Below are 22511 nucleotides of genomic sequence, written 5' to 3'. Positions count from 1 at the left end.
ACTCGTAAAGGATGAAGTAAGTAATGCTTCAATTTTTCGAGGTAGGAAGAGCCGCAATAGCGATTGTTTTTTGTCCTAATTGTTGATAAACATTGCGTAATCCCTCAGGAAGAACAGCAAGATGTTTCGCTATCGTTTGCTTATCACCACGTTGAATCGGCCCTGTTAAGATATGAGCTGGGATCTTTTCTTTCTTTAAATTATTCAAGGTTTGCTGCATCAGGACTGTAATCAATTCTATGGCAAGCGGCGATTCAATCTGAGCTTCCTTTAAACAAAGTAATGCCTGCTCGGCTAAGGTTACAAGGTAATTCGAAGCAAAAACAGCCGCGGCATGATAAGCAACTTTTTGTGAAGTTTCGAGAACAAACGGAATAAAACCCAGTGCTGTAAAAAAGTCTTGTAAAGGAGGAATGACAGCAAGGTCTCCTTCTATCGCACAATAAGTACCTTGATCAAATTGCTGTAAAGTATCTTCCGTAATGCTTTGCAAAGGATGCACACTTGCTACCAACGCCCCCTGCTGTTGAGCAGGCGTTAAGATATCGACATTCCAAGCGCCACTACAGTGGATCACATAAGCGCCATGGACTAAGGTCTTTGTTTGTGCCAATTGCCTACAACACTGCGCTATCTGATCATCAGGTGTTGTGATCAAAGTTATTTGCGCTGGCGGTAATTCATCAATTTTTGCGGCATAACCTTGCCCTAAACAAGCAACCGCTTGTTTAGCACTCTGTAATGTAGCGTTACACACCGCCTGAATCGTACCACACTGATGCAGAATAATACGCTTTGCTAACGCCTTACCGACTTTTCCGGCACCAATTAGATTAATAGTTGGTTTTTCTATACAATTCATCCGTTTTTTCTATTATTGATTATTTTTAGGGGGTGCACCGGAACTGGCTAAAATACCTCCATCAATGGTTAATTCCGTACCCGTTATATATTTCGCTTCATCCGAAGCCAAATAAAGCGCCGCATAGGCCACATCGATTGGCTCACCCATTCTTTTTAACGGAATTTGTTCTGCAATCGCTTGTATACTTTGTTTTCTATCTTTTACATTGGGTAACATCGATTCCCACATTGGCGTTAAAATTGCGCCAGGATGAATTGAATTACAACGAATAGAGTAATCTTGCTCTGCACAGTAGATCGCTACCGATTTAGTATGATTACGTACCGATGCTTTGCTTGATGCATAAGCAGCGGCGCCGGGAATACCAACCATTGCCGAGCGTGAAGAAATATTCACAATCGCTCCACCGTGTCCTTTCATATGGGCAATCGCCCAACGGCATCCTAAAAAAACACCGTCGGCATTCACTGCATGAACAGACCGCCAACTTTCCAGGCTCGCGTGTTCTGGATCTTGTGGACCTAACGCTTCAGAAAATCCAGTTATCCCCGCATTATTAATTAAAATAGTTACTTTAAGACCTTTCCGTTGAATCCATTGATCCAATGTCACCCACTGCGCTTCTTGACTGACATCTAAAGAATGATAAAAGGCGCGATGCCCTAAGTTTTGAGCCACTTTTACGCCAATTGCATCTTGAATATCGGTCAAAATCACTTGCGCCCCTTCCCGATGAAGTAAACCCGCTATCGCTTTCCCTAAACCGGAAGCCGCTCCGGTAATCAAAGCGACTTTATCTTTAACACGCAACGCTGTGGCCATCAGAATACTCCAAGCAAAACGATCGATGCCTCTATTTCATTTACACATCGATATTAATCAATATCTGGTTTAATACTGCCCCAGCGCCGACACGCCGGGCAAAGCCAGTCGAGGATCTTACTATTAAAACCACAATGAAAACAGCGGTAAATCGTCTTTTTTTTCAAGAGTTCGGTGACAAATTCTTTTAATAGCCGCCAATGGTTTTTTTCCTGTTCGCACGCTTCACTCTTATCTAAATTTAACTGCATTAAATGATAAATCCCCTGTAATGAGGGTTGCGTTTGGAGCTGTTGAATTAAAAATTCACGAGCATGCTCTGGGTCGTACTGGCGAAGTAACTCAACCATGGCTAAATAAATAGTGGGTCTCGGATATTCTGTTAATACCGTCTGTAGATAATCTAAAAAGGCCTTTTGCCCATCTATTTTCTGTGCATAACAATATTGTAATGGCGTCAACGTCTCGGTGAGATAGTCTGCTTGCTGCTTAACCTGCTGATACACCTCTATTGCGGCTTGCCATTTTTTATCTCGCATCAACCAGTTTCCCTTCATCAAGCTCGCCCGAACACAATGGGGATCATAACGTAAAGCTTTACGCAAATACTCATTGGCTTTTGAATGATTATTTTCCTGTTGAACGATCAATGCAAGTTCACAATAATAATGGGCCATATCTTTAACACGATACGAGTCTGATTGAGCAATTTTTTGACCGTGCTCAATCGCGCGTTCCCAATGCTTTTGTTGTTGATAAATATCTAATAAATAATGTAATGCCATTTTACCGTATTCATTCTTTTCGCTAATTAACTGGCTAAAAAGACGTTCTGCACGATCGAGTAGCCCACTATGATAATAATCTTGGCCCAACGCCAAAAGCGCTTGTTTGATGAAGTCGAATGGCACGATCAATTTCACCTCGCCGTCTAAATAAAACACCCAAAGCTAGATGGGTTTCGACCGTTTCAATGTCTACCTCGAGTATTTTAATAAATGTATCGACTGCTTTATCCGCTTGTTCATTGAGTAAATAATTAATACCCAGCAGATAATTTGAATTCATGCCGGATTTTTGATCAATAGTTTTCCCCGAAAAATTTCGATAGGAGAAATACCAACCAGAAGCGGCAGCAAGAGGAAGCAATAAAAATAGCCACTCTATCATCGTGCGCGCTACCTAATGAGAAGGATCGTGTAATGGTAATGCACGTAAATTAACCAGTTCTTCTTCGACAAGTTTTAAACGATTCCGTAAACGACGATTGGTATAACGTAGTTTGAGGTATAAGACTAACCCGGATAATAAGCCTAAAAGCCCCCCTAAAATAAAATTTAAAATCACTAAAAGTGAAAGCGGGAGTTGCTGAGTCCCAATATAATAATTTACCGTGACTAATTGCGCATTGAGCCCTGAGAAAAAAACAAACGTCAATGCCAATAGAAAGAGGAATAAGTAGATAACTATTCTCATAATAAAGTCTCTTATAGCGGCCTAATAAAAGAAAGATACAGTGGATGATTAGGAAAACAATCGCCCGATTATTCTTCTTTCAAGTAATCGGGCAACCGCTTATCATCTCTTAGATATTATCTATTTTCAAATCATCCAATGATTAAGTAGATGATTTTTCTTCTGATGGAATCAAAGAAAGTTCAATACGACGATGATGATGATCAATTGTCAAGATTCGTGCGTTGATTTCTTGATCTACCGTAAACGTCATTGCATCATCGCCTAATTCTGACGATAAAAGTTCTGCTTCGATCTGATCACTTAACTCAACGTGAATACGCTCTGGCGTCACTTCTTTCACTGTCGCACGAACCCATTGATTTTCATGATACGCATCGAATGGATCCACCTTCGCGACGCTCTCATCACTCTCTAGCTCCAATTGCTTAATCCCTAACGAAATACGTTCACGTTCTGGATCAATGGAAAGAATAATGGTTTCCAATTCATCACCTTTTTTATACTTACGAACCGCTTCTTCTCCTGACATATTCCAAGCGATGTCCGATAAGTGTACGAGTCCGTCAATACCACCGGGTAAACCAATAAACAGTCCAAAATCAGTAATTGATTTCAGTTTACCGCGAATACGCTCACCTTTCATGTGGTTATTCGAAAAATCTTCCCAAGGATTGGATTGACATTGTTTAATACCCAAAGAAATGCGGCGTCGTTCTAAGTCAATATCGAGAACCACCACTTCAATTTCCATCCCGACTTGAACAATCTTATTCGGATTAATATTTTTATTTGTCCAATCCATTTCAGAAACGTGAACCAGTCCTTCCACCCCTTCTTCGACTTCAACAAAGCAACCGTAATCGGTGACATTAGTAATTTTACCTTTCAAGCGTGTCCCAACGGGATAACGCTTCACTAAATCTGCCCACGGATCACCCGCTAATTGTTTAAGACCTAATGAAACACGTCCACGTTCTTTTTCGATTTTCAGGACAAGCACTTCAGTTTCATCGCCAATGGCCAGCACTTCCGATGGATTTTTTACACGCTTCCAAGAAATATCCGTGACGTGAAGAAGACCATCAATTCCGCCTAAATCAATAAAGGCACCGTAGTCTGCCAAGTTTTTCACAATCCCTTTAATCACTTGTCCTTCTTCTAATTCCGCTAAGAGTTGTTCACGTCCCGCTTGACCTTCAGACTCGAGCACCGCACGACGAGATAAAACGATATTGTTCCGTTTTGGATCCAGTTTAATCACTTTGAATTCCAGTTCTTTACCTTCAATGGTATTGGAATCACGTAAAGGACGTACATCCACTAAGGAACCGGGTAAGAAAGCACGAATATTGCCAAGCTCGACGGTAAAACCACCTTTTACTTTACCAGTAACCAGTCCCTTAATAATTGAACCTTCATCATGCGCCGTTTGCAGTGCAGTCCACATTTCTGCCCGTTTTGCTTTTTCACGTGATAAGCGCGTTTCACCAAAACCATCTTCCAAGGATTCAATGCTCACATCGACTTCATCACCGACGGCGACTTCTAATTCTCCGGATTCATCGTAAAATTGTTCAATCGGGATCAGGCCTTCTGACTTAAGATTCGCATTCACGACCACACGATCTTTTTCAATGCGAACGACGGTGCCGCGTATAATCATCCCAGGATGGAATACTTGGTCAGAAAAACTTTCTTCCAATAACTGTTTAAAACTTTCTGTCATATCGTTATATCACTTGTTCTTTTATCAAGAACTTTTTAGGTTAGGCGCATTCAGCGCGTTTATTTATTTGTTATCGGTTTTTTAGACCAATAACCCCTAGTAGCTACGCTACTTAACGTAACTCTTTTTTTGCCAACGTTTTTTGAATACGTTGGAGTACTTCAGGAATACTCAAGTGTGTTGTATCAAGAATCAGAGCCTCTTCTGCTGCCTTGAGTGGGGCCGCTTTACGCTCTGTATCTCGAGTATCACGCTGTTTTAGCTCCTTTTGTACAGCGCCAAGGCTAACATGCTTCCCCCACCGCTTCAACTGTAAATAACGGCGTTTTGCCCGTTCTTCAAGACTGGCTGATAAATAGATTTTGAGCACCGCATCCGGAAACACAACGGTGCCCATATCCCGTCCATCGGCCACCAGCCCTGGGGATTGACGAAAAGCACGTTGATAATCGAGTAATGCCGTACGAACACTGGGTAAAGCCGCAAATTTAGACGCCAATTCACCACATGCTTCACTGCGAACAAATGAACTTATTTCCTTTTCCTGCCAAAATACGCACAAAGACGTATTGATGACCTTCATTTGCACCGAATGAGAAAAATCGTCAATCAGCTTCAATAAAGCCGCCTCTTGTTCAGGTTGAATTGCTTGCTGATCGGCCACATAGGCAAACACTCGATAAATCAGCCCACTATCGAGACAATGCCAACCTAAATGGTGCGCCAATGCTTGACTGATCGTGCCTTTACCCGAGCCACTGGGTCCATCGACGGTGATAACTGGCACAAACTGTACGGAATCTTGATCCGCCATTAAAATGGCCTCCTGTAATAAAGACATTAACTAGACTTACAAAACCTGTTGGTAGGCATTCCAAGCGGCTTTTCGATACCGTTGCGCTTGTTCACGTGGCTGTTCAGCTTGATAAATACCCCGTCCAACAATCACAATATCCGTTTTATGCTGAATGATCGCCTGTTCTGGGGAGATATATTGCTGACCTAGGCAGTCTTGGGTCTGTTGCCATTGTACGCCAGGAGTGAGATGTAAAAAGCCCGGATGGTCACTCAGTTGATGCTGGGTAATAAAACCCATTACAAAATCGCGATGTTGTTCAGCCAGTGCCACATTGGCCTGCGTATAATCCCCCCGCGCCCAGGATCCTTCGGAGCTCATTTCGGCAAGAAGAAGTAAACCACGCTGCTGAGTTAAACCGACCGATTTAAGACCTTCAATGATCCCAGGACCGGGCACAATATGTGCATTCACGATATCGGCCCAATCCGCAATACGATAAAGCCCCCCACCATATTGTTGCTTAACAGTATGACCAATATCCGCAAACTTACGATCTTCAAAAATCAAGAAAGCGTGTTTTTTCGCTAATGCTTGTAAAGCGTGTACCCATACCTGATCAAAACTTGTCAAAATATCCACATGGGTTTTTAGTAAACAAATTTCAGATCCAACTGCCTCAACTAAATTCAGTAATGCATGTGGATCACTGATATCTGCCGATAAACAAAGATTCGTTTTTTTTTCGGCCATCCGTTCACAGAGTTTTTTTGCTGTCGGATTCGTGCAGTAAGCGGCGCGTACCGCATAAGGTAATTTTTTATTAGATTGCATACAGTTTTTTAAATTAACGGGTTAAAGGGAACAATTTGTGTCGAAAGTGCCTGACTGTGTTGTAATTGTTGTGCAAGCGCTTTAATCACTTCTAAATTCAACTCTGGCCCAACAAAAACACGCCATACTTGCCCTTCTGACTTCGAAAGAGGACGTGCATAGGCTCTAAAACCTTTTTGTTGCAGGGTAAGCACGAGACGTTGCGCATCTTGTGCCGTTTTCACAGTTTGTACCACTAGCACCCATCCATTTTCTTTGAGTGAACTGGTTTTTTCATTCATTGGGGTAACGGCTTCAAATCGCGCGACACTTGGTACTGGAGGTGGAGAAGGAATACGCTGTTGATGCCAAGCGACCGGTACTTTCCTTAAAAAAAAGGCATAAAATGCAATCAATACAGCAATCAGTACAAAAATAATCGTGATGCCTAAACGATTTCTAGAGAAGATCGACATTATCACCCCTGAACACCAGAAGAAACGATTAGTATAACTGATTACAGACTGATATGCTGAACCAATCGAATCTGTGCATATATGCCGGACACCGGACAAATCACAGCGATTGTTCGTCGTGTGATTTGAGTTCATTTTTTTTGGGGTGGGGTAGGATGACTTACACTTTTTGTGAGAATAGCGACTCGCTCGTTGATAAAAAAGTAGAAACAACCTAAGATTAAATTTTATTACTCAAAAGATAACTCACACTAGTCTGCTGGATACACTTTAACTTTAAAGTTAATAATACTATATAAAAAGAACCAGGTAAAAAATGATATTTTTTTACCTGGTTTTTTTAATTAAAATAAACTTAGACTATCAATTAGATAATTCCGTAATTTTATTACTAATTAATTTATTTTAAGCTCTAAGACTGGAATAATTAATTCATAAAAATGTCTATCCTTACTGTTTAATTTTCTTATTGTTTGAATAAGTGATTCTATTTTTTTATAGTCATCTTCTAAATCAGATAAGTTATTATAAATTATTTTCTTATAAACATTTTCTTTCAAGAATTTATTATAAAAATCTTGGGCCGCTTTCTTTCCTTCTTCTTTTAACTCAGCTTTCTTTTCTCTAGTTAATTTAAAATCTGTAGTTTTAACATCACAATCTTTAATTCCGATAGTTACACGACTAAATTGCTCGATTTTATTTAAATCGGATGTAAAAAATTGTAAAAGACTAGAAATTTTATCCTCAATATATTGCATAGGTCCTTCTTGTATAGGAAAAGAGGTATCTTCCTTTAAAACCTTATTATGTTCTTCTATTAGAAAATCAACTTCTGTTTTTGAATCAACGCGAAAACCTATAATACTAGGATTATAATTATGCGTTTTAGCTAAACCATAATATTCTGGTAACCAATATTGACGATCACTGAAAATTTCTACAGGATAGTTATTTAAGACTCCACCATCCACATAAGGAATAAGCCTATGGGTTTTTTTGTTAATTTTTTCTTTTGTTGGTTCCCAATCTATTCGTTGCATTTCATCTTCGTCGAGATAACGTGTCCAAAAATAACCTGGAATAGACATACTCACTAATACAGCATCTGCAAGCTGCAAACGAGGAGTCGTCTCATAAGAAAATATCTCTGTTTTATTTTTACTTGCATTAGTTACTATAATAAATAAGTTTTTATAATCTAAAGATTGATTCGTTTTTTCTTGAAGATCAGAGAATGTCGCTAACTCATTATTTAATTTATTTTTAACTATCTTTTTTACCCAATTATAAAGCTCTTTTCCATCATGCATTCCCTGATGAAGACTAGAAATATTTTTTAATTTAGTGACATAACCAAAAATAGCGCTTAATCGATTACTCTGAGAGTCAGTAAATTTAGAAAAATCTACTTCTGTTAATTCTTGCTCTATTTCCTCTGGACTATAATTCAAGGCAACCATTAAAGCCGTCATCGCCCCTGCAGAACTTCCAGCTACCCACTTTACATTATCGAGTAATCCATTTTTTTGTTTAAGCGCCTGGAATGCTCCTGAATAGGCCAGACCTTTAACACCACCACCTTCAAATACTAAAGCAGTAATAGGTGGTTTTGGGATTTCTATTATAATTTTATTTTCCTGAATATTTTCCATATTTTATCCTGGTTTTTATTTATGATAAAATATTATAAATTATTAACATAAAAATACTATAACATTATATAGCTGTATAAAAATTATTAACATATCATTATAGAAAAATTTTATCTAAATTCTTAATAAAAAGGTAAAATCATCTATTTTTTATTATTTTGTCCAATATAAATTTATATTATGTTTCACAAACATAATATAATAACTATTGATTTTTATTGTAAAATAATTCTATACTAATTAAATTAAAATCTATAAAAAAATAAATAATTAATTTACTGCATGGAATAATCAATATATTAAAACAGTATTTTTATTGACTAACCCTAATTACACAGGGCACGGATTTAAAGTTAAGATATGCAACTATGGATATAAAGGAAAATAATGCGTAGTGAAATCAATTAATACACAACTACCACGAGATCTCAATCACCTACGATTACGATGAAAACTTCGCGTTCTTTTTGGCTCGTCTATAAAATTTCCTATTTTTAATCACTCATTACACAGGCTGTTGTAGCGCAACAAATACTGCAGCAACTGTATAAAAGGAACCAAAAACAAGCACGCGATCCGATGGCTCTAGCTGCGACAAAGCATTTTGATAGGCTATACCTGGATTGGAGTACTGCTGATAAACCACTTGTTTGTTGAGTGAACGAAGCATTGAAGTGAGTTGTGCGGCACTCGCACCACGTGGGGTGGTCGGTAAACTCGCAACATGCCACACATCAATCATTTCAATTAACGGCGCGCAGGTATTCTGATGATCCTTATCTTCTAACATAGCGAACACCGCATGAGTTTTTTTAGGTTTATTTTCTCCTTTAAGACGCTTTGTTAAACAACGTGCGCCGGCTGGATTATGTGCCACATCTAAAATAACCTGCGGTGAGTCTTGTATTATTTGAAAGCGACCCGGAATAAACACTTCGTTTAGTCCTTGTTCAATGTGATCGCGGGTAATAGTAAAAAAGGATTTAAGCAAATCGATCGCTTGCAGAACCGTTGCCGCATTTTGTAAATCAATGGTCGGTAAAGGAAGATGCTCAAACCGCTGTTGTGCATTGTGCCAACTCCACGTTTTACCTTGTTTTTGATAATGGAAATCACTGGCCTGCTGATAGAGTGGACTCTCCAACGCCTGCGCACGCTGCGTAATACTTGCTATCGAGGTGACATCGCCGTACACACACGGTTTTTTCGCTTGAATAATCCCAGCTTTTTCGGCACCAATTGCTTCTAACGTTGTACCCAGATAATCCATATGGTCAAAATCAATACTCGTAATAATCGCTAAATCGGCTGCGACGCAATTAACGGCATCTAAACGTCCACCCAAACCTATTTCCAAAATGAGCACATCCAATGAGGCTTGCTTAAACAGATGAAATGCCGCCAAAGTAGTAAATTCAAAATGACTTAAAGAAATTTCCTGTCGTTGCTGTTCAATATAGTGAAAAGCTTCAAGTAACGCATGATCAGAGACGGGAACCCCGGCAAATTGAATACGCTCATTAAACTCGAGTAAATGAGGAGAGGTATAGGTTCCGACACGATAACCTGCCGAAGCTAAAATAGCCTGCAGTAACCCGACGGTAGAACCTTTACCATTTGTCCCAGCCACCAAAATAACCGGACAAGCAAATTGTCGCACCCCTATTCTTGCAGCGACTTTGTTAACACGTTCTAAACCTAAATCAATCGTTTTAAGATGGAGTGTTTCTAGATAACTCAACCACTGGTGCTTGGTTGTGAATTGATGAAGATTCATTCGCCCCACCTAATTTTTGTATTAAAAAAAGAAAAGATTGGTTTTTTATTTGATCGCAGTAAGTGAATATACGCGTGGCTGACCCTTTTTTAATTTACTTAATAACCCAGCGATTTTTGATTTTAATTCGCGTCGATCAATAATCATATCAATTGCACCATGGGCCAAAAGAAACTCACTTCGTTGGAAATTTTCAGGAAAAACAACTTTACTGAGGATTTTTTCAATCACCCGTGGGCCCGATAATCCGATACGTGCTTTGGGCTCAGCAATAATAATGTCGCCCAAGCTGGCTAAACTCGCCGTTACGCCACCCATTGTGGGATCGGTGAGCACAGAAATAAAAGGACAACCTCGTTGCTTGAGCTTTGCAAGTACCGCACTGGTTCTCGCCATTTGAAAAAGCGAAAAGAGCCCTTCTTGCATACGCGCCCCGCCGCTGGCTGACACGCAAATAAAAGGAACGCCTAACGCAATCGCCGCTTCCACTCCGCGTACAAAACGGGTTCCTACCGCAGTTCCCATCGAACCACCAATAAAACCAAACTCAAACACAGCGATGACCACAGGGATAGTATAGATTTGTCCTTTTGCAACGATGAGGGCTTCATTTTCCTGCGTCTTTTTTATATTTTGCGCAATCCGATCCTTATATTTGACTTTATCTTTAAACTTAATCCAATCGATTGCCACCACTTCTTGCGCTAATTCTTCTTGGGTGCCCTCATCTAACAGCTGAAGCAACCGTTCGCGAGCATTAATTGGATAATGATAACCACATTCTACTTTGGGAGACCCTTCACTGGTATACAATTCTCGGTTGCATACATAAAGATTTTCTTTTAATTTTTCAATTAAGGGGCTATTTTGGCAGCCTTGGCATTTTTGTGCCCAAATATTATCGGGACTTTTTAAGGGGCCGCTTACCACCGTCTGGATACCCTTGATAACACTTTTTAACCAACTCATAATCTTTAAACTATCAATATAAAAAAATCTTATCGGCCATCATACTCTGGTTGCTTAAAATACAAAACCTTTATAGAGGCTTTCCCTTGATTTTATAATTTATTGGCTTTTTTTCCCAAATGTACGCCTATTTTATTATCAATAATCAGAATTTTATCTTAAAATCCACCGATTTTTAATTGCTCCCAATATTTCTGATAAATCGCTTCCGCCTCTTCACCGACTGCGACCTGAACAATACCCCGTTTTAGAATTGCTTGGTTTGGATAGACAATCGGATTATTCAAAAGTAAAGTGGGCATCCGGTGAATGGCCGCCGCATTCGGTGTAGCGTATCCCGTCGATAAACTAATTTTTTTCGCAATATCTGGGCGCAAAATAAAGTTGATAAAACGGTAAGCATTGTTACGATGCGCCGCCCCGACTGGAATTACCATACTATCAATTGAAATAATGAAACCCTCTTTCGGGTAAATAAAATGTAGCGCCAAATTTTCTTGCTGTGCTTGAAAAATATCGCCATTCCAACCCATGCCTAAAGTGAGATCTTCATCAATATACAACGATTTCACTCCATCGGCATTGAACAGACGAATATTGGGCATTAATGCTTTCAATTTTAAATAAGCTTGCCGAATATGCTCAGGATCGGTGTCATTGGGTGAATAGCCTAAAACCAACAAAGCAACCGAAAAAACTTCTCGCATATCGTCTAAAAAAAGTAACTGATTCCGGTAGCGTGGATTCCAAAGATCCGCCCAAGTTTGCACCGCTGTCAATTTATGATAGCGGGTATTCAGGGCAATACCGGTGGTACTCCAAAAATAAGGCACGCTATACCGATTGTCGGGATCGTAAGGCTTATTGAGTAAAGCGGGATTTAGATTTTTAAAATTATTTAGCTTGGCTTTATCCAGTGGCTGTAACATCCCTTGTTTACGCATCCTATCAACAAAATACGTAGAAGGGACCACAATATCGTAATCCGTATTGGGGTTGGCTTTCAATTTAGCATACATCGTCTCATTGCTGTCGTACGTCGTGTAATTGACTTTAATCCCGGTTTCCTTGGTAAATTGCTTCAGTACATCACTCGAAATGTAACCCGACCAATTATAAATATTAACTACCTTTTCTTCGGCCCAGGCCGGGACACTCATCAAACTGAACCATAATCCGATCAACCCACCTAAAACTAATAATCGTCGTCGTGAATGCATTAGTAAGCCCCTCTTTTACGAAGGACAAATTGAAAGAGTAACAAAATAAGCAAAGTAATGAGAAACATCACTGAACATAAGGCATTGAGTTCGGGTTTTAACCCTAAACGAACGAGCGAGTAAATATAAAGCGGTAAAATCTGAAAATCTGGTCCCGTCACAAAGAAGCTGATAATCACATCGTCAAGCGATAAAAACATCGGAACAATCACACGCCGGAAACTTGTAAAATCACTGGCACCGAGATCGCGCGCCACTTCAAAAATATGGGGATCTAATCCGCTCAGTCGACTGTAAACAGTGACCGCAACAAACGGAATGCAAAAGGTAATATGAGAAAGCAACAATGTCCAAAAACCCAGTTTCATTTTAAGGAGAAAAAATAAAACTAACAGGGAAATCCCCATGACAATATCAGGCGAAATAATCAACACGAACAGTAAACCATGTAATAACTGTTTACCAAAAAATACATAACGATAGAGACAGGTTGCGGCTAATGTCCCGATAAGCGTTGCCGTCGTTGCTGCTAATACACTGACTTCAATAGAATGAAGCGCAACCGTTGATAAATCGGTATCACTGCCCAATTGCCGATACCAATCCAGTGTAAAGCCATGCCAAAGTAATGAATAGCTCGAATTATTAAAAGAATAGATCACCAATACTAATATAGGGAAATATAAGAAAAAATAAACGAGCGTGAGATAGCTATATTTAGTAAATCGATTGATCATGGTTCTGCCCTACTTTATTTGCCCGTCGGTAAATGAGCAGAAGAAGCCCCATGCTCAATGTCAAGACCATACTCACCGCTGAACCGAGCGGCCAATTATGTGCCGCCAAAAATTCATTTTGGATTAAATTACCCATCAACAGTGATTTCGCCCCCCCTAAAATATCGGGTATATAAAACATACTCATCGCAGGTAAAAAAACTAAGATCATCCCACTAGCAATTCCCGGTAAAGTTAACGGAAAAATGATTCGTGAAAAGATTGTCTGTCCATTCGCACCGAGATCACGTGCCGCATCAATAAAACGACCATCCAACTTTTCAATATTGGCATACAACGGTAAAATCATAAAAGGTAATAAGCTATACACCAAACCGATCATCACCGCCGTTTTCGTATAAAGAATTGAGAGCGGGTGATCAATTAGACCAATACTTAACAAAAAATTTATTGAGTAATCCTTTCACCTTGAGGATGGAAATAATGGCGTAAGTCCGAATCAATGAGCTGGTCCAAAACGGAATAATGACTAAAAAAAGAAGTAAGCTCTTATGTTTAAAGGGCGTTCGCGCCAAAATATAAGCAAAAGGGTACCCTAACACTAAGCAGATAAGAGTACACACACCGGCCATATAAAAAGACTGCCAAAATACTTTAAAGTACAGTGGATTAACCAACGTAACATAGTTTTGCAATGTCCATTGCCAACGGACCAATTTAACGGGATCCGTTTTTAAAAAACTTAAAATCAGAACAAGAACATTGGGTAACAACGCAAAAAGAAACAGCCAAAGTCCAACAACCGTTAAGTTGAGTCGCTTAAAGATATGGTCAGCTTTCATCAGGTAAAATTACCTCCCATCCTGGAATCCAATGCACCCAAACGAGCTTTTCATCGTCTTCATTAAAAAATTGCGTCACGGCAAGCAAAGTTTGACTTTCAAGCCTCACCATTAAATCCACCGTAGAACCTTTATAAATCACTTGCTCGACTATACCTGGAAACATTTGAGTCGTATCGGTCACCTCAGCGGGTGACCAAACCTCTAAATCTTCTGGGCGCACTAACGTATAAACTTTTTGGGCGGCAGTAAATCCACGGCGGTTTTTTAAAACAAATTGTTTTCCTTCTATCTGAACATGAAAAGCGTGTTCATCCACAGACAACACTTCTGTCTCAAAGATATTCACTTCCCCAATAAAGCGCGCCACACTTAAACTGTAGGGCTCTTCATACACTTCACGCGGTGTGCCAATCTGTTCGATATGCCCTTCGTGCATCACCACCACGCGATCCGACATCGATAATGCTTCTTCTTGGTCATGCGTCACCAAAATAAAAGTGATACCTAACTGAGTTTGTAATTGTTTGAGTTCCAATTGCATTGTTTTACGTAATCGATAATCCAAGGAACTTAATGGTTCATCTAATAGCAAAATAGCTGGCTGATTTACTACCGCACGGGCAATAGCGACGCGCTGTTGTTGCCCACCACTCAATTGATAAGGTTTACGTTTAATTAAATGGCCTAATTTCACCATTTGCAGCGCTTCGTTGACTTTTTTCTCAATGACTGCATCGCTTAAGCGACCCTGGCAGCGTAAACCAAAGGCGACGTTATCAAATACATTGAGATGGGGAAACAATGCATAACTTTGAAAAACCGTGTTAACGTGACGTTGCTGTGGAGATAAACCACGTACATCTTGCCCTTCGATACGAATGATACCTTGATCCGGCACTTCAAATCCGGAAATTAAACGCAGTAAAGTCGTTTTCCCACAACCACTCGGTCCGAGCAAGGTCAGAAATTCGCCATGTTTTACCTGAAAATGAATATTTTCTAAAACAGATTGATCGTGAAATTTTTTGTAAACCCCTTCGAGTTCAAGTACATTCCCATTCATTCAATAAACAACCTCACGTGGGATGGAATGGTAAAACTGGGAGCGATTATGCAATGGGTCGTCATTGATGTCTACCTATTACTAAAAATTCCTCGTAAACCAAACGGATTGAAACCAATATTGGTTCTATCTATGCCAAGTATGCACGTAAAAGAGGATTACTGATTAGCGACTCTCTTTTACGTTTCGCTGATTTATCATGCTCTCAGTTCAGCAAAGCATACCAGATTTAGAGTCTACACTTTACAGACATAGGTGGTTTTCTCACTTTGTTCCTCCATCTCTGTTAGGACTGGCTGAGGTTGTTTTTGTGGAACGGCATACAGTAACGAAGAAGATAACGGTATTGGACTTCTTTTTTGCGACGCACGCATATCCATATAGCCCGCTTCAGATACATCCTCTTTATCTTAAGCGTCGAATGCGTGACGATGTTCTCTTTTGCCATCGCCGATCTACCAGAAGTTAATTCATTAATTGCACTATAGATCGGCTCTGAAACGGGAACAGATTTTTCTTCATTTGTTTCTAGTAATAATACAAGCTTGGAGATAACGCGTTCTGTCATCCGCTGTGGGCTCTGTAGAGAACGTTCATGAAATGTGCCGATATGAGAAAAATCGGTATTGACCGAGGCAACCGCTTGTAAAGAAGAAGGTGCTTCGCTTTCTTGAGGGCTATTTGCCGCGCATACAGCAATGTGTCCAAGCAGAGTAACTGAGCCTATGCGCACCTAAATTTAATGCCCAAGCAATCAGCGCATGCACGGGTTATCTGCCGATTGCAAGACCCAACCACACGCCCACAGCGGAATTAAATGGCCCAGCAGTCGTCTTATTTGACTTTGATTCAGCGCATTTTGTTGTGCTTTTTCTACGACTATTTGTAGCAAGACACTCGAAATAACTTTCGCTTGCTGAATTTTGTCTTGGCATAAAGGTAATTGAACCGATCTTTTTTTTATAAAATTGGGTAACCTTTTTTACTCGTCAATAATCAATAGGACGAAATAAAGTAGCTACAAAAAATTAAGTAATTATTATGGAGGTAATAAGCAAACGCTAGTCTATCCATCCCTCGGCTTGCGGTGACGGCAAGCGAAACGGGTTCGGGTAGCCCACTTCACACAGATATAAACCATTAGGTGGCGCCGTGACCCCGGCTTGGCTACGATCACAAGTACGTAGTACTTCTTCGGCCCATTTGGGAGATTGCTTCCCAGAACCGATTAACATTAATACGGCAGCGATATTACGTACCATATGATGCAAAAAAGCATTCGCAGTGATGTCAATCATCACACGATGTGCTTGTCGAAAAACCCTTAACTCAGTAATTTCACGAATCGGCGTTTTCGATTGGCAACTACTTGCCCGAAAAGCACTAAAATCATGCTCCCCAATTAAATACATGGCCGCCTCTTGCATACGCTGTTCATCTAAAGGACGATAATAATGCGTGGTATATTGATTCCACAGTGCGCTGGGTGCCGAATGATTTCGAATAATGTAACGATATCGCCTAAAGAGTGCTGAAAAACGTGCATGAAACGCTTCCCCTACTTCTTCGACCCAATCAACACGAATATCTTGCGGAAGATACGTATTAATCCCAAGTAACCAGCCGCGTTTTTCTCGATGTGAAACGGTATCAAAATGTCCAACCTGTCCCAACGCATGCACACCTTTATCAGTTCGACCGGCGCAGCTTAATTCCACTGGATGATTGGCAATTCGAGCAATCGCTGCCTCGAGTGTCGATTGAATGGTCACTAATTGTGGTTGCGCTTGCCAACCATGATAATGCGTTCCTTGATAGGAAATACCCAACGCTATTCGCATAGAAAACGTCTATCAGCCAAATAGTTCAAATAAATAAATTTTGGGTAAACATCCACTTGACGCTGATTTTTATTCACATCAGACCTACTTGATCGCTCATATCACGTTTTCTTTTTTTTCTCTAAATGATTCGCTGCTGAAACCATCGCTGCAAATTGTTGAATACGCGCTTTAGCGGATTCAGCCGCCGAGGTGTCTGGATATGTTTGAATAATTTTTTAAATATATCGATGGCAACCGTTTTATCACCTTTTGCAAAATAAGCTAAACCCAGTTGCAACAACGCATCCGGTACACGAGGATCTTGACTATAGTGACTCACAAAATGATTAAATTGATTAATCGCTCGCTCGGGTTGGGCTTGCAAAAGATAGAGTTGACCTAAAAAATAAGTCGCATTCGCTCGGTTTAGATCACTTGGATATTTTTTAATAAACGCTTCAAATTCATCAATTGCCGTAGAGTACTGCTTACTTCTTAGAAGTTGAAAAGCGGATTGATAAGCCCGTTCACTCGCTGGAGTAGGCACTGGCGTACGAGTAGACGCCACAGTTGATTTCTTATGGAATGAATTCGGTGCTTCCGACTCGGTAGACGATGGCGATGAAGAATGTTCTGAAGCCACCGTGTGTACAGTCGACTTAGATACCGATATTTTTTCTTTACTCTGTTGTTCAGTGAAACGTTTCTCTAAATTCTGATATTGGATACGTATTTGTTCTTCAAGCTGTTTCAAACGAAACTGCTGTTGTTCGACTTTACCTTGCAGTGCCTGTAATTGTTGTGTCAGATCATCGATGGTCACGGATAAAGGATTTAAATTACTCATCTGACGCTCAAGAATGCTGACGCGTTGTGGCAGAGAAAACGTCGCCGCGGTATTTGATGCCGCGGAGGGATGACGGTGAGTGGTCGCAGCCGGCGGTGATCCGTCGTCATCCTCCTCCTCATCATAGGCATCTACCACGGGAGCAACGGCATAAACTAAGGAGCTAAAACCCAGGATCATTAATAGAAAAATAAATTTCATCCGTTGCATACTGTGGCTTCCTCAGTGTGATTAATCTTGATCCGTAATAATCGGAGTTTGATACTGTAAATTTGCACGACGATTGCGAGCATAGTCTGCTTCACTGTGCCCAAAAGCCACCGGTTTTTCAGCACCATAACTGACCGTTAAAATTTGGTTTTGACTGACTCCTTGTGCCCGTAAAAAACGAGCGATACTTAATGCACGTCGATTTCCTAAACCAATGTTATATTCACGACTCCCGCGTTCATCGGTATGCCCATCAATTAATACTTTGGCACGGGGATGCATTAAAAGGTAGCGCGCTTGTACTTTTAATGAGGGTATATCTCTAGATTGTAGTGTGCTTTTGTCAAAAGCAAAGTAATAGATTTGATTACCCACTTTAAGCGGATGCACAGCACCCTGATCATCAAATTCGGTTTCCTCCATATCCGCACCCTGGACCTGCGCTTGATCATCCTCTTGTGACGAATGGGTATCCATCGCATCGAGTTGTCCCTTTTCCGTTGCACAAGCCGCTAAAAGAAGAAAAGTAGCCAAGAGCGAGATGACCTTTGAACTTTTTTTAATCAACATAATGTATCCCCAATCAAATGTTACAAACGATTTTAGTTATTATGACATAAATGGCGACCAAGTCGGATCTTGGACGTCACCTTGCGGTGCAGGTAAGCGTATGGCAATACGACCATCCGTCGAAACCATACCCAAGAAACTGTGTTGCCCAGGTTTTGACTCATAAAGAATCATTTGCCCATTGGGTGCAAAACTCGGAGACGCATCGTAACCAGAGTGGGTTATAATTTGTTCAATATTTTCCTCGCCCAATGCCTGAACCGCAATATTATACGCCCCTCGCTCTTGATTGAGTATGACAATCATTTTTCCATCCGCCGAAAAAGAAGCGCGCGCATTATAATAGCCCTCAAACGTTACCCGTTGTACCTTTTTAGTACGAAGATTTAATTGATAAATTTGTGGTCCACCGCCACGATCTGAAGTAAATAGTAAACTTCGACCATCGGGTGAAAAGCTCGGTTCCGTGTCAATGGATAAACCATAAGTCAACTGCTTTAACGTTCGAGTCGCGATATCCATGTAATAAATCTTGGGTGCTTCCGCACCTTTAGAAAGCGCTAAAGCCAATTGCTTATCATCCGGTGACCAAGCGGGGGCACCGTTAATCCCCGGATATTCAGACACCAATTGCCTTTTTCCGGTACTGACGGTTTGTATATAGATCCGGGGTTGTGTTTTTTCAAACGAAACATAAGCAATTTTTTTTCCATCATGCGACCAAGCCGGTGACATAATTGGCTGAGTACTAGTCAATAAAGGTTTTGCATTATGTCCATCCATATCCGCGACTTGTAAACTATACTGACGATGCCGGGTAGGTTTATCGGTCACGAGAATATAAGCGATTCGTGTTGAAAAGACGCCACGAATCCCGATTAGTTTTTCATATAACTGATCACTGATATGATGAGCTAATCGTCGTAATTGAGTAGCCGCCACAGTCCATTGCTGCTGGAAAAGCGTTTGGCTTTTCCCCTGCGCAACATTGACAAGCGCAACGTTTACCCGATAACGCCCATCCGTTAAACGCTGAATCGTACCAATGATCACATCATCGACATTTTTACGCTGCCAATCTGCCGCACGTATTTGCGCAGCCTGGTGTGGACCAGAAGAAAAAGCCAGTACTTTAAACTGTCCACTATTTTTTAAATCATTATGAATCACGTCACTGACATCTTGCTCTTTATCAAGTGATTCTGCACCCGAGAAAGCAACGATTGCGATAGGTAATTGATTCGAAATGCCCTGCGTTAATTGCAAATTTAATGCCGCCGAGGCATTACTGGCACTCAACATAAACAAAACGAGCCCAAAAAACCTTTGGCCCCGCAAATACATTCTGGATAGACAAAATAGTTTCATGGTGTTCTTTGACCGTGAGTTTCGCGAATAAAAAAAGCAACACTGAGCGCGGCCACTAAGCTGAATATAATAATCAGCAAAGCGGAATGGAAATCGGCAGCAGAATAAATGGGAACCCCCTCGTTTGACAAGGCGCCGGTCCAATTTTTTTCAAGTAACGCCCCAATCAGCGGTTGAAACGCGGCGCCTACCATAATCGAGACCATATTCGCAAACGCGACCGAAGTACCGGATACAGATAAAGGATTAATTTCAGAAGCGACCGCATAAGCCGTCGCAACCCCCGTATTGGCGACTCCATAAAGAAAGAGACTGGTAAATAAAAGCATTAATGGAAGCTGCGGTACGAATAAAATCAGGCTTGCAAAAAATAAACTGAATAAAGCCGATAAAATTAAGATAATCCGACGGCGCTGCAATCGATCAGACAGCCATCCCGTTAAAGGACCGCCTATCCCCCAACCAATGAAAATTAAACCAACCGCCATTGCGGCGACTTCATTACTTAAATGATAAGTTTGACTAAAAAATTTAACCCCCCATAATTCGGCTAGTGCCGCCGTTGGTGCATAAAGTAATCCCGCAAACAGCGCATTCCACCAACTTTGTGGATTTTGTAGAACTACGCATAATCCAGACCAAGGAGTATGTCCCACCGTCGCTTTGAGTCCTGAATTGACGATTTGTAACGTACGGTCACGTACCAGTAGCGCGATCGTCGCTGCCAAGACCAACATCACTCCAGCAATTAATTGCAAAGTCGTTCGCCAACCTACTTTCCCAACTAAATACGCCATCGGCATCTGTCCCAACGCTGCCCCAAACATGCCGACGGCTTGGGTTAATCCCGCTAATAATCCAAAACGATGTGAGGGAAACCAAAGCGAAACAATCTTCAGTGCACCCACAAAAGCAAATGCCGCACCCAAACCCATCATAAAGCGCGCGAGTGACGCTAAAAAAAGGGTATGACTCCAACTAAATAAAAAACAACCTAAAGCACAAAGCGCAATCATACTCGTTAATAACCAACGTACGCTAAACCGATCGAATAATAACCCGACCGGGATTTGCATGCCGACATAAGCATAATAAAAAAAGCCGATAAGATGCCAAGGCATGAACCTGAAAATCATGCATCAGATGGTCAACCATCACGCCAGGCGCAACACGTGCGAAATATTCTATAAAGAAGGCACTGGCAGCAAGACCCCAGATAAGCCAAGGATAATATCGTTTTTGCATAATATGAAGGTGATGACGGAACCACTCGCTATTAAAAATAGATTCAATTTTATTGTATAATAGATTCAACTTTTTTATTGTATAAATGTTCTAATAGTAAACAGAGAAGGTCTTTATTGGCAAGCTCGTTTAAAATACTTGGTGTGTCACGATGCTCTACTTTAGTCTAACTAGCATAGAGGGAATGCTTGTCTTTTTCTCAAGAGAAACCATCGCGGAGTCTGAATCATTTTTTAATGGACTCCTACGCACAAAAAAATCAGCTGCTTAGGTCCTATTTTTCAGCGCTGACTTTTCTACGGAGCAATTTGATTTCGAATTATTAGAAGAAAAACAATAACGTCGAACCCAAAAATTAAGCAGCTCAAGAATATCGATAATCGGAACCGATGGATAAGTCATTGTATTCTTTAAATCAAATGTTTCATGTGTTATACGCTGCGAAGTAGACAAAGATTCACAGGATGTCTTATTAAACGTATCGTTCACTGCAATCATATTGTTGGGTAGAAATGAATTCCTTTTCCTTAATGTACTAAAAAATAGGGAGAGAGAAGCTTGGGTGGATTTTTTTGTTCCTCTATTATAAACCGCGTTGTTTGATCTGCATGCGCAGCAATTTGTTGAGCCCAAAAAGATTGCGCATTACGTTGACGATAGGATACGGTAGAATCAACTTGAGTTTCTTTCTCTGAACGACTAGGTTGATTGGCGCGGCGGCGACGTGTGCTGGATTTTGTCTGATTATGACTGGTTAACGCACTCTCTGGGGAGGAAAGTAATACCTGCCAAGTCGCTTGCTCTAGCGCAATTAAACGCTCATTCAAATTAGCCGCATTATCAATCGCATCCTTTAAATCTATTATTTTAAGTGTCGCGTCTGAAAAAGTTAAGGTTAAGGTACGCATTTTATCGTGAAGATAAAACTCTTTAAAAAGCAAACTATATAATTCAGTTTTATTTTGTGGATAATTAAACCAATTGGTTAGCCAAAGATCGGATGCATCACGATAAAATTGATACTGCCCTTCTTTTCGATCAAGAACAATCTTATTTTCTCTTTCTACATCATCCTGGGTAATAATTAAAATATTCTGTTGCGCATTAAAATAGAGCGGTAAAGGTTGCAGACGCCAAACTGTCTCTGCGCTTTGTACAAGATGAAGAGGAACGTGATTGCATAATATACTCAGTCGTTGATACCA

At 40.5% G+C, this 22511-nt stretch carries 26 protein-coding genes; all 26 read right to left on the bottom strand.

The features are described from left to right. Nucleotides 1-28 precede the first annotated feature (28 nt). The 26 genes from S3O_RS10295 to S3O_RS0100490 all read right to left on the bottom strand — a co-directional run bounded on the left by S3O_RS10295 (nt 29) and on the right by S3O_RS0100490 (nt 22214). Nucleotides 29-862: a Rossmann-like and DUF2520 domain-containing protein gene (locus S3O_RS10295; RefSeq protein WP_010597105.1), complete on the bottom strand. Its 834-nt coding sequence runs from the start codon at nt 860-862 to the stop codon at nt 29-31. Nucleotides 863-874: 12 nt separating this feature from the next. Next, the gene (locus S3O_RS0100600; protein WP_010597104.1) at nt 875-1687 is read right to left on the bottom strand and encodes an SDR family oxidoreductase; all 813 of its coding nucleotides are present in this window, start codon (nt 1685-1687) and stop codon (nt 875-877) included. 53 nt (nt 1688-1740) lie between these two features. Then, a complete protein-coding gene (locus S3O_RS12970; protein ID WP_156792660.1) occupies nt 1741-2598 on the bottom strand; it encodes a tetratricopeptide repeat protein in 858 nt (285 codons plus the stop codon). After that, the gene (locus S3O_RS14920) at nt 2540-2857 is read right to left on the bottom strand and encodes a tetratricopeptide repeat protein (RefSeq protein WP_010597102.1); all 318 of its coding nucleotides are present in this window, start codon (nt 2855-2857) and stop codon (nt 2540-2542) included. The genes S3O_RS12970 and S3O_RS14920 overlap by 59 nt, the downstream gene beginning before the upstream one ends. 12 nt (nt 2858-2869) lie before the next feature. Further along, a complete protein-coding gene (locus S3O_RS0100590) occupies nt 2870-3163 on the bottom strand; it encodes a lipopolysaccharide assembly protein LapA domain-containing protein (RefSeq protein ID WP_010597101.1) in 294 nt (97 codons plus the stop codon). Between the two features lie 142 nt (nt 3164-3305). Further along, entirely contained in the window at nt 3306-4892 is a 1587-nt protein-coding gene (gene rpsA / locus S3O_RS0100585; protein WP_010597100.1) for a 30S ribosomal protein S1, read from the bottom strand. A gap of 112 nt (nt 4893-5004) precedes the next feature. Then, nucleotides 5005-5706: a (d)CMP kinase gene (gene cmk / locus S3O_RS0100580; protein ID WP_033227287.1), complete on the bottom strand. Its 702-nt coding sequence runs from the start codon at nt 5704-5706 to the stop codon at nt 5005-5007. A gap of 36 nt (nt 5707-5742) precedes the next feature. Then, the gene (gene pyrF / locus S3O_RS0100575; protein WP_010597098.1) at nt 5743-6522 is read right to left on the bottom strand and encodes an orotidine-5'-phosphate decarboxylase; all 780 of its coding nucleotides are present in this window, start codon (nt 6520-6522) and stop codon (nt 5743-5745) included. Nucleotides 6523-6530: 8 nt separating this feature from the next. After that, complete coding sequence (locus S3O_RS0100570) at nt 6531-6977, bottom strand: SPOR domain-containing protein (protein WP_010597097.1); 447 nt, start codon at nt 6975-6977, stop codon at nt 6531-6533. A gap of 395 nt (nt 6978-7372) precedes the next feature. Then, complete coding sequence (locus tag S3O_RS0100560; RefSeq protein ID WP_010597096.1) at nt 7373-8632, bottom strand: patatin-like phospholipase family protein; 1260 nt, start codon at nt 8630-8632, stop codon at nt 7373-7375. A gap of 505 nt (nt 8633-9137) precedes the next feature. Further along, nucleotides 9138-10409 carry a bifunctional tetrahydrofolate synthase/dihydrofolate synthase gene (gene folC, locus S3O_RS0100555; protein ID WP_010597095.1) on the bottom strand — a complete coding sequence of 424 codons (1272 nt, stop codon included), beginning with the start codon at nt 10407-10409 and terminating at the stop codon, nt 9138-9140. 45 nt (nt 10410-10454) lie between these two features. Next, a complete protein-coding gene (accD, locus tag S3O_RS0100550) occupies nt 10455-11378 on the bottom strand; it encodes an acetyl-CoA carboxylase, carboxyltransferase subunit beta (RefSeq protein WP_010597094.1) in 924 nt (307 codons plus the stop codon). 158 nt (nt 11379-11536) lie between these two features. After that, nucleotides 11537-12598, bottom strand: coding sequence for an ABC transporter substrate-binding protein (locus tag S3O_RS0100545; protein WP_010597093.1), 1062 nt, complete (start codon nt 12596-12598; stop codon nt 11537-11539). Beyond that, on the bottom strand, nt 12598-13335 hold the full coding sequence (locus S3O_RS0100540; protein ID WP_010597092.1) for an ABC transporter permease subunit: 738 nt from the start codon (nt 13333-13335) through the stop codon (nt 12598-12600). The genes S3O_RS0100545 and S3O_RS0100540 overlap by 1 nt, the downstream gene beginning before the upstream one ends. Further along, nucleotides 13316-13777 carry an ABC transporter permease gene (locus S3O_RS18415; RefSeq protein ID WP_010597091.1) on the bottom strand — a complete coding sequence of 154 codons (462 nt, stop codon included), beginning with the start codon at nt 13775-13777 and terminating at the stop codon, nt 13316-13318. The genes S3O_RS0100540 and S3O_RS18415 overlap by 20 nt, the downstream gene beginning before the upstream one ends. Beyond that, a complete protein-coding gene (locus tag S3O_RS18410; RefSeq protein ID WP_010597090.1) occupies nt 13755-14177 on the bottom strand; it encodes an ABC transporter permease in 423 nt (140 codons plus the stop codon). The genes S3O_RS18415 and S3O_RS18410 overlap by 23 nt, the downstream gene beginning before the upstream one ends. After that, nucleotides 14167-15243, bottom strand: coding sequence for a spermidine/putrescine ABC transporter ATP-binding protein PotA (gene potA, locus S3O_RS0100530; RefSeq protein WP_010597089.1), 1077 nt, complete (start codon nt 15241-15243; stop codon nt 14167-14169). Before potA ends, S3O_RS18410 begins: the two co-directional genes overlap by 11 nt. Nucleotides 15244-15529: 286 nt before the next feature. Next, nucleotides 15530-15976 carry a hypothetical protein gene (locus tag S3O_RS16890; protein ID WP_010597088.1) on the bottom strand — a complete coding sequence of 149 codons (447 nt, stop codon included), beginning with the start codon at nt 15974-15976 and terminating at the stop codon, nt 15530-15532. A 21-nt stretch (nt 15977-15997) separates the two neighbouring features. Continuing rightward, nucleotides 15998-16135 (bottom strand): hypothetical protein, encoded by a 138-nt coding sequence (locus S3O_RS16885; protein ID WP_156792659.1) that lies wholly within the window; start codon nt 16133-16135, stop codon nt 15998-16000. Between the two features lie 169 nt (nt 16136-16304). Continuing rightward, the gene (truA, locus tag S3O_RS0100515) at nt 16305-17084 is read right to left on the bottom strand and encodes a tRNA pseudouridine(38-40) synthase TruA (protein ID WP_010597087.1); all 780 of its coding nucleotides are present in this window, start codon (nt 17082-17084) and stop codon (nt 16305-16307) included. Between the two features lie 121 nt (nt 17085-17205). Continuing rightward, nucleotides 17206-18123, bottom strand: a complete 918-nt coding sequence (gene ybgF / locus S3O_RS0100510; RefSeq protein ID WP_010597086.1) for a tol-pal system protein YbgF — start codon at nt 18121-18123, stop codon at nt 17206-17208. A 21-nt stretch (nt 18124-18144) separates the two neighbouring features. After that, a complete protein-coding gene (gene pal, locus S3O_RS0100505; RefSeq protein ID WP_010597085.1) occupies nt 18145-18693 on the bottom strand; it encodes a peptidoglycan-associated lipoprotein Pal in 549 nt (182 codons plus the stop codon). 39 nt (nt 18694-18732) lie between these two features. Next, nucleotides 18733-20037, bottom strand: a complete 1305-nt coding sequence (gene tolB, locus S3O_RS0100500) for a Tol-Pal system beta propeller repeat protein TolB (protein ID WP_010597084.1) — start codon at nt 20035-20037, stop codon at nt 18733-18735. A 20-nt stretch (nt 20038-20057) separates the two neighbouring features. Beyond that, on the bottom strand, nt 20058-21137 hold the full coding sequence (locus S3O_RS12960) for an MFS transporter (protein WP_192805837.1): 1080 nt from the start codon (nt 21135-21137) through the stop codon (nt 20058-20060). After that, entirely contained in the window at nt 21100-21375 is a 276-nt protein-coding gene (locus S3O_RS17640; protein WP_192805836.1) for a hypothetical protein, read from the bottom strand. Before S3O_RS17640 ends, S3O_RS12960 begins: the two co-directional genes overlap by 38 nt. Before the next feature lie 458 nt (nt 21376-21833). Then, nucleotides 21834-22214, bottom strand: coding sequence for a hypothetical protein (locus tag S3O_RS0100490; protein ID WP_010597083.1), 381 nt, complete (start codon nt 22212-22214; stop codon nt 21834-21836). Between the last annotated feature and the right edge of the window lie 297 nt (nt 22215-22511).

The organism is Rickettsiella massiliensis 20B, assembly GCF_000257395.1.
In the GTDB taxonomy this organism is placed as follows: Bacteria; Pseudomonadota; Gammaproteobacteria; order Diplorickettsiales; family Diplorickettsiaceae; genus Diplorickettsia; species Diplorickettsia massiliensis.
The sequence above is the reverse complement of the archived record's forward strand: the minus strand, read 5'-3'. Positions and strand labels throughout refer to the sequence as shown.

Excerpts from the sequence above, each read along its gene's own strand:
- pal (WP_010597085.1), bottom strand. The coding sequence starts at position 18,693 with ATGTTGATTAAAAAAAGTTCAAAGGTCATCTCGCTCTTGGCTACTTTT.
- truA (WP_010597087.1), bottom strand. The coding sequence starts at position 17,084 with ATGCGAATAGCGTTGGGTATTTCCTATCAAGGAACGCATTATCATGGT.
- folC (WP_010597095.1), bottom strand. The coding sequence starts at position 10,409 with ATGAATCTTCATCAATTCACAACCAAGCACCAGTGGTTGAGTTATCTA.
- pyrF (WP_010597098.1), bottom strand. The coding sequence starts at position 6,522 with ATGCAATCTAATAAAAAATTACCTTATGCGGTACGCGCCGCTTACTGC.
- S3O_RS0100570 (WP_010597097.1), bottom strand. The coding sequence starts at position 6,977 with ATGTCGATCTTCTCTAGAAATCGTTTAGGCATCACGATTATTTTTGTA.
- S3O_RS0100545 (WP_010597093.1), bottom strand. The coding sequence starts at position 12,598 with ATGCATTCACGACGACGATTATTAGTTTTAGGTGGGTTGATCGGATTA.
- potA (WP_010597089.1), bottom strand. The coding sequence starts at position 15,243 with ATGAATGGGAATGTACTTGAACTCGAAGGGGTTTACAAAAAATTTCAC.
- S3O_RS0100590 (WP_010597101.1), bottom strand. The coding sequence starts at position 3,163 with ATGAGAATAGTTATCTACTTATTCCTCTTTCTATTGGCATTGACGTTT.
- S3O_RS14920 (WP_010597102.1), bottom strand. The coding sequence starts at position 2,857 with ATGATAGAGTGGCTATTTTTATTGCTTCCTCTTGCTGCCGCTTCTGGT.
- S3O_RS0100540 (WP_010597092.1), bottom strand. The coding sequence starts at position 13,335 with ATGATCAATCGATTTACTAAATATAGCTATCTCACGCTCGTTTATTTT.
- S3O_RS18410 (WP_010597090.1), bottom strand. The coding sequence starts at position 14,177 with ATGAAAGCTGACCATATCTTTAAGCGACTCAACTTAACGGTTGTTGGA.
- tolB (WP_010597084.1), bottom strand. The coding sequence starts at position 20,037 with ATGTATTTGCGGGGCCAAAGGTTTTTTGGGCTCGTTTTGTTTATGTTG.
- rpsA (WP_010597100.1), bottom strand. The coding sequence starts at position 4,892 with ATGACAGAAAGTTTTAAACAGTTATTGGAAGAAAGTTTTTCTGACCAA.
- S3O_RS12960 (WP_192805837.1), bottom strand. The coding sequence starts at position 21,137 with ATGCAAATCCCGGTCGGGTTATTATTCGATCGGTTTAGCGTACGTTGG.
- S3O_RS0100490 (WP_010597083.1), bottom strand. The coding sequence starts at position 22,214 with ATGCGTACCTTAACCTTAACTTTTTCAGACGCGACACTTAAAATAATA.
- cmk (WP_033227287.1), bottom strand. The coding sequence starts at position 5,706 with ATGGCGGATCAAGATTCCGTACAGTTTGTGCCAGTTATCACCGTCGAT.
- ybgF (WP_010597086.1), bottom strand. The coding sequence starts at position 18,123 with ATGCAACGGATGAAATTTATTTTTCTATTAATGATCCTGGGTTTTAGC.
- accD (WP_010597094.1), bottom strand. The coding sequence starts at position 11,378 with ATGAGTTGGTTAAAAAGTGTTATCAAGGGTATCCAGACGGTGGTAAGC.
- S3O_RS0100560 (WP_010597096.1), bottom strand. The coding sequence starts at position 8,632 with ATGGAAAATATTCAGGAAAATAAAATTATAATAGAAATCCCAAAACCA.
- S3O_RS0100600 (WP_010597104.1), bottom strand. The coding sequence starts at position 1,687 with ATGGCCACAGCGTTGCGTGTTAAAGATAAAGTCGCTTTGATTACCGGA.
- S3O_RS10295 (WP_010597105.1), bottom strand. The coding sequence starts at position 862 with ATGAATTGTATAGAAAAACCAACTATTAATCTAATTGGTGCCGGAAAA.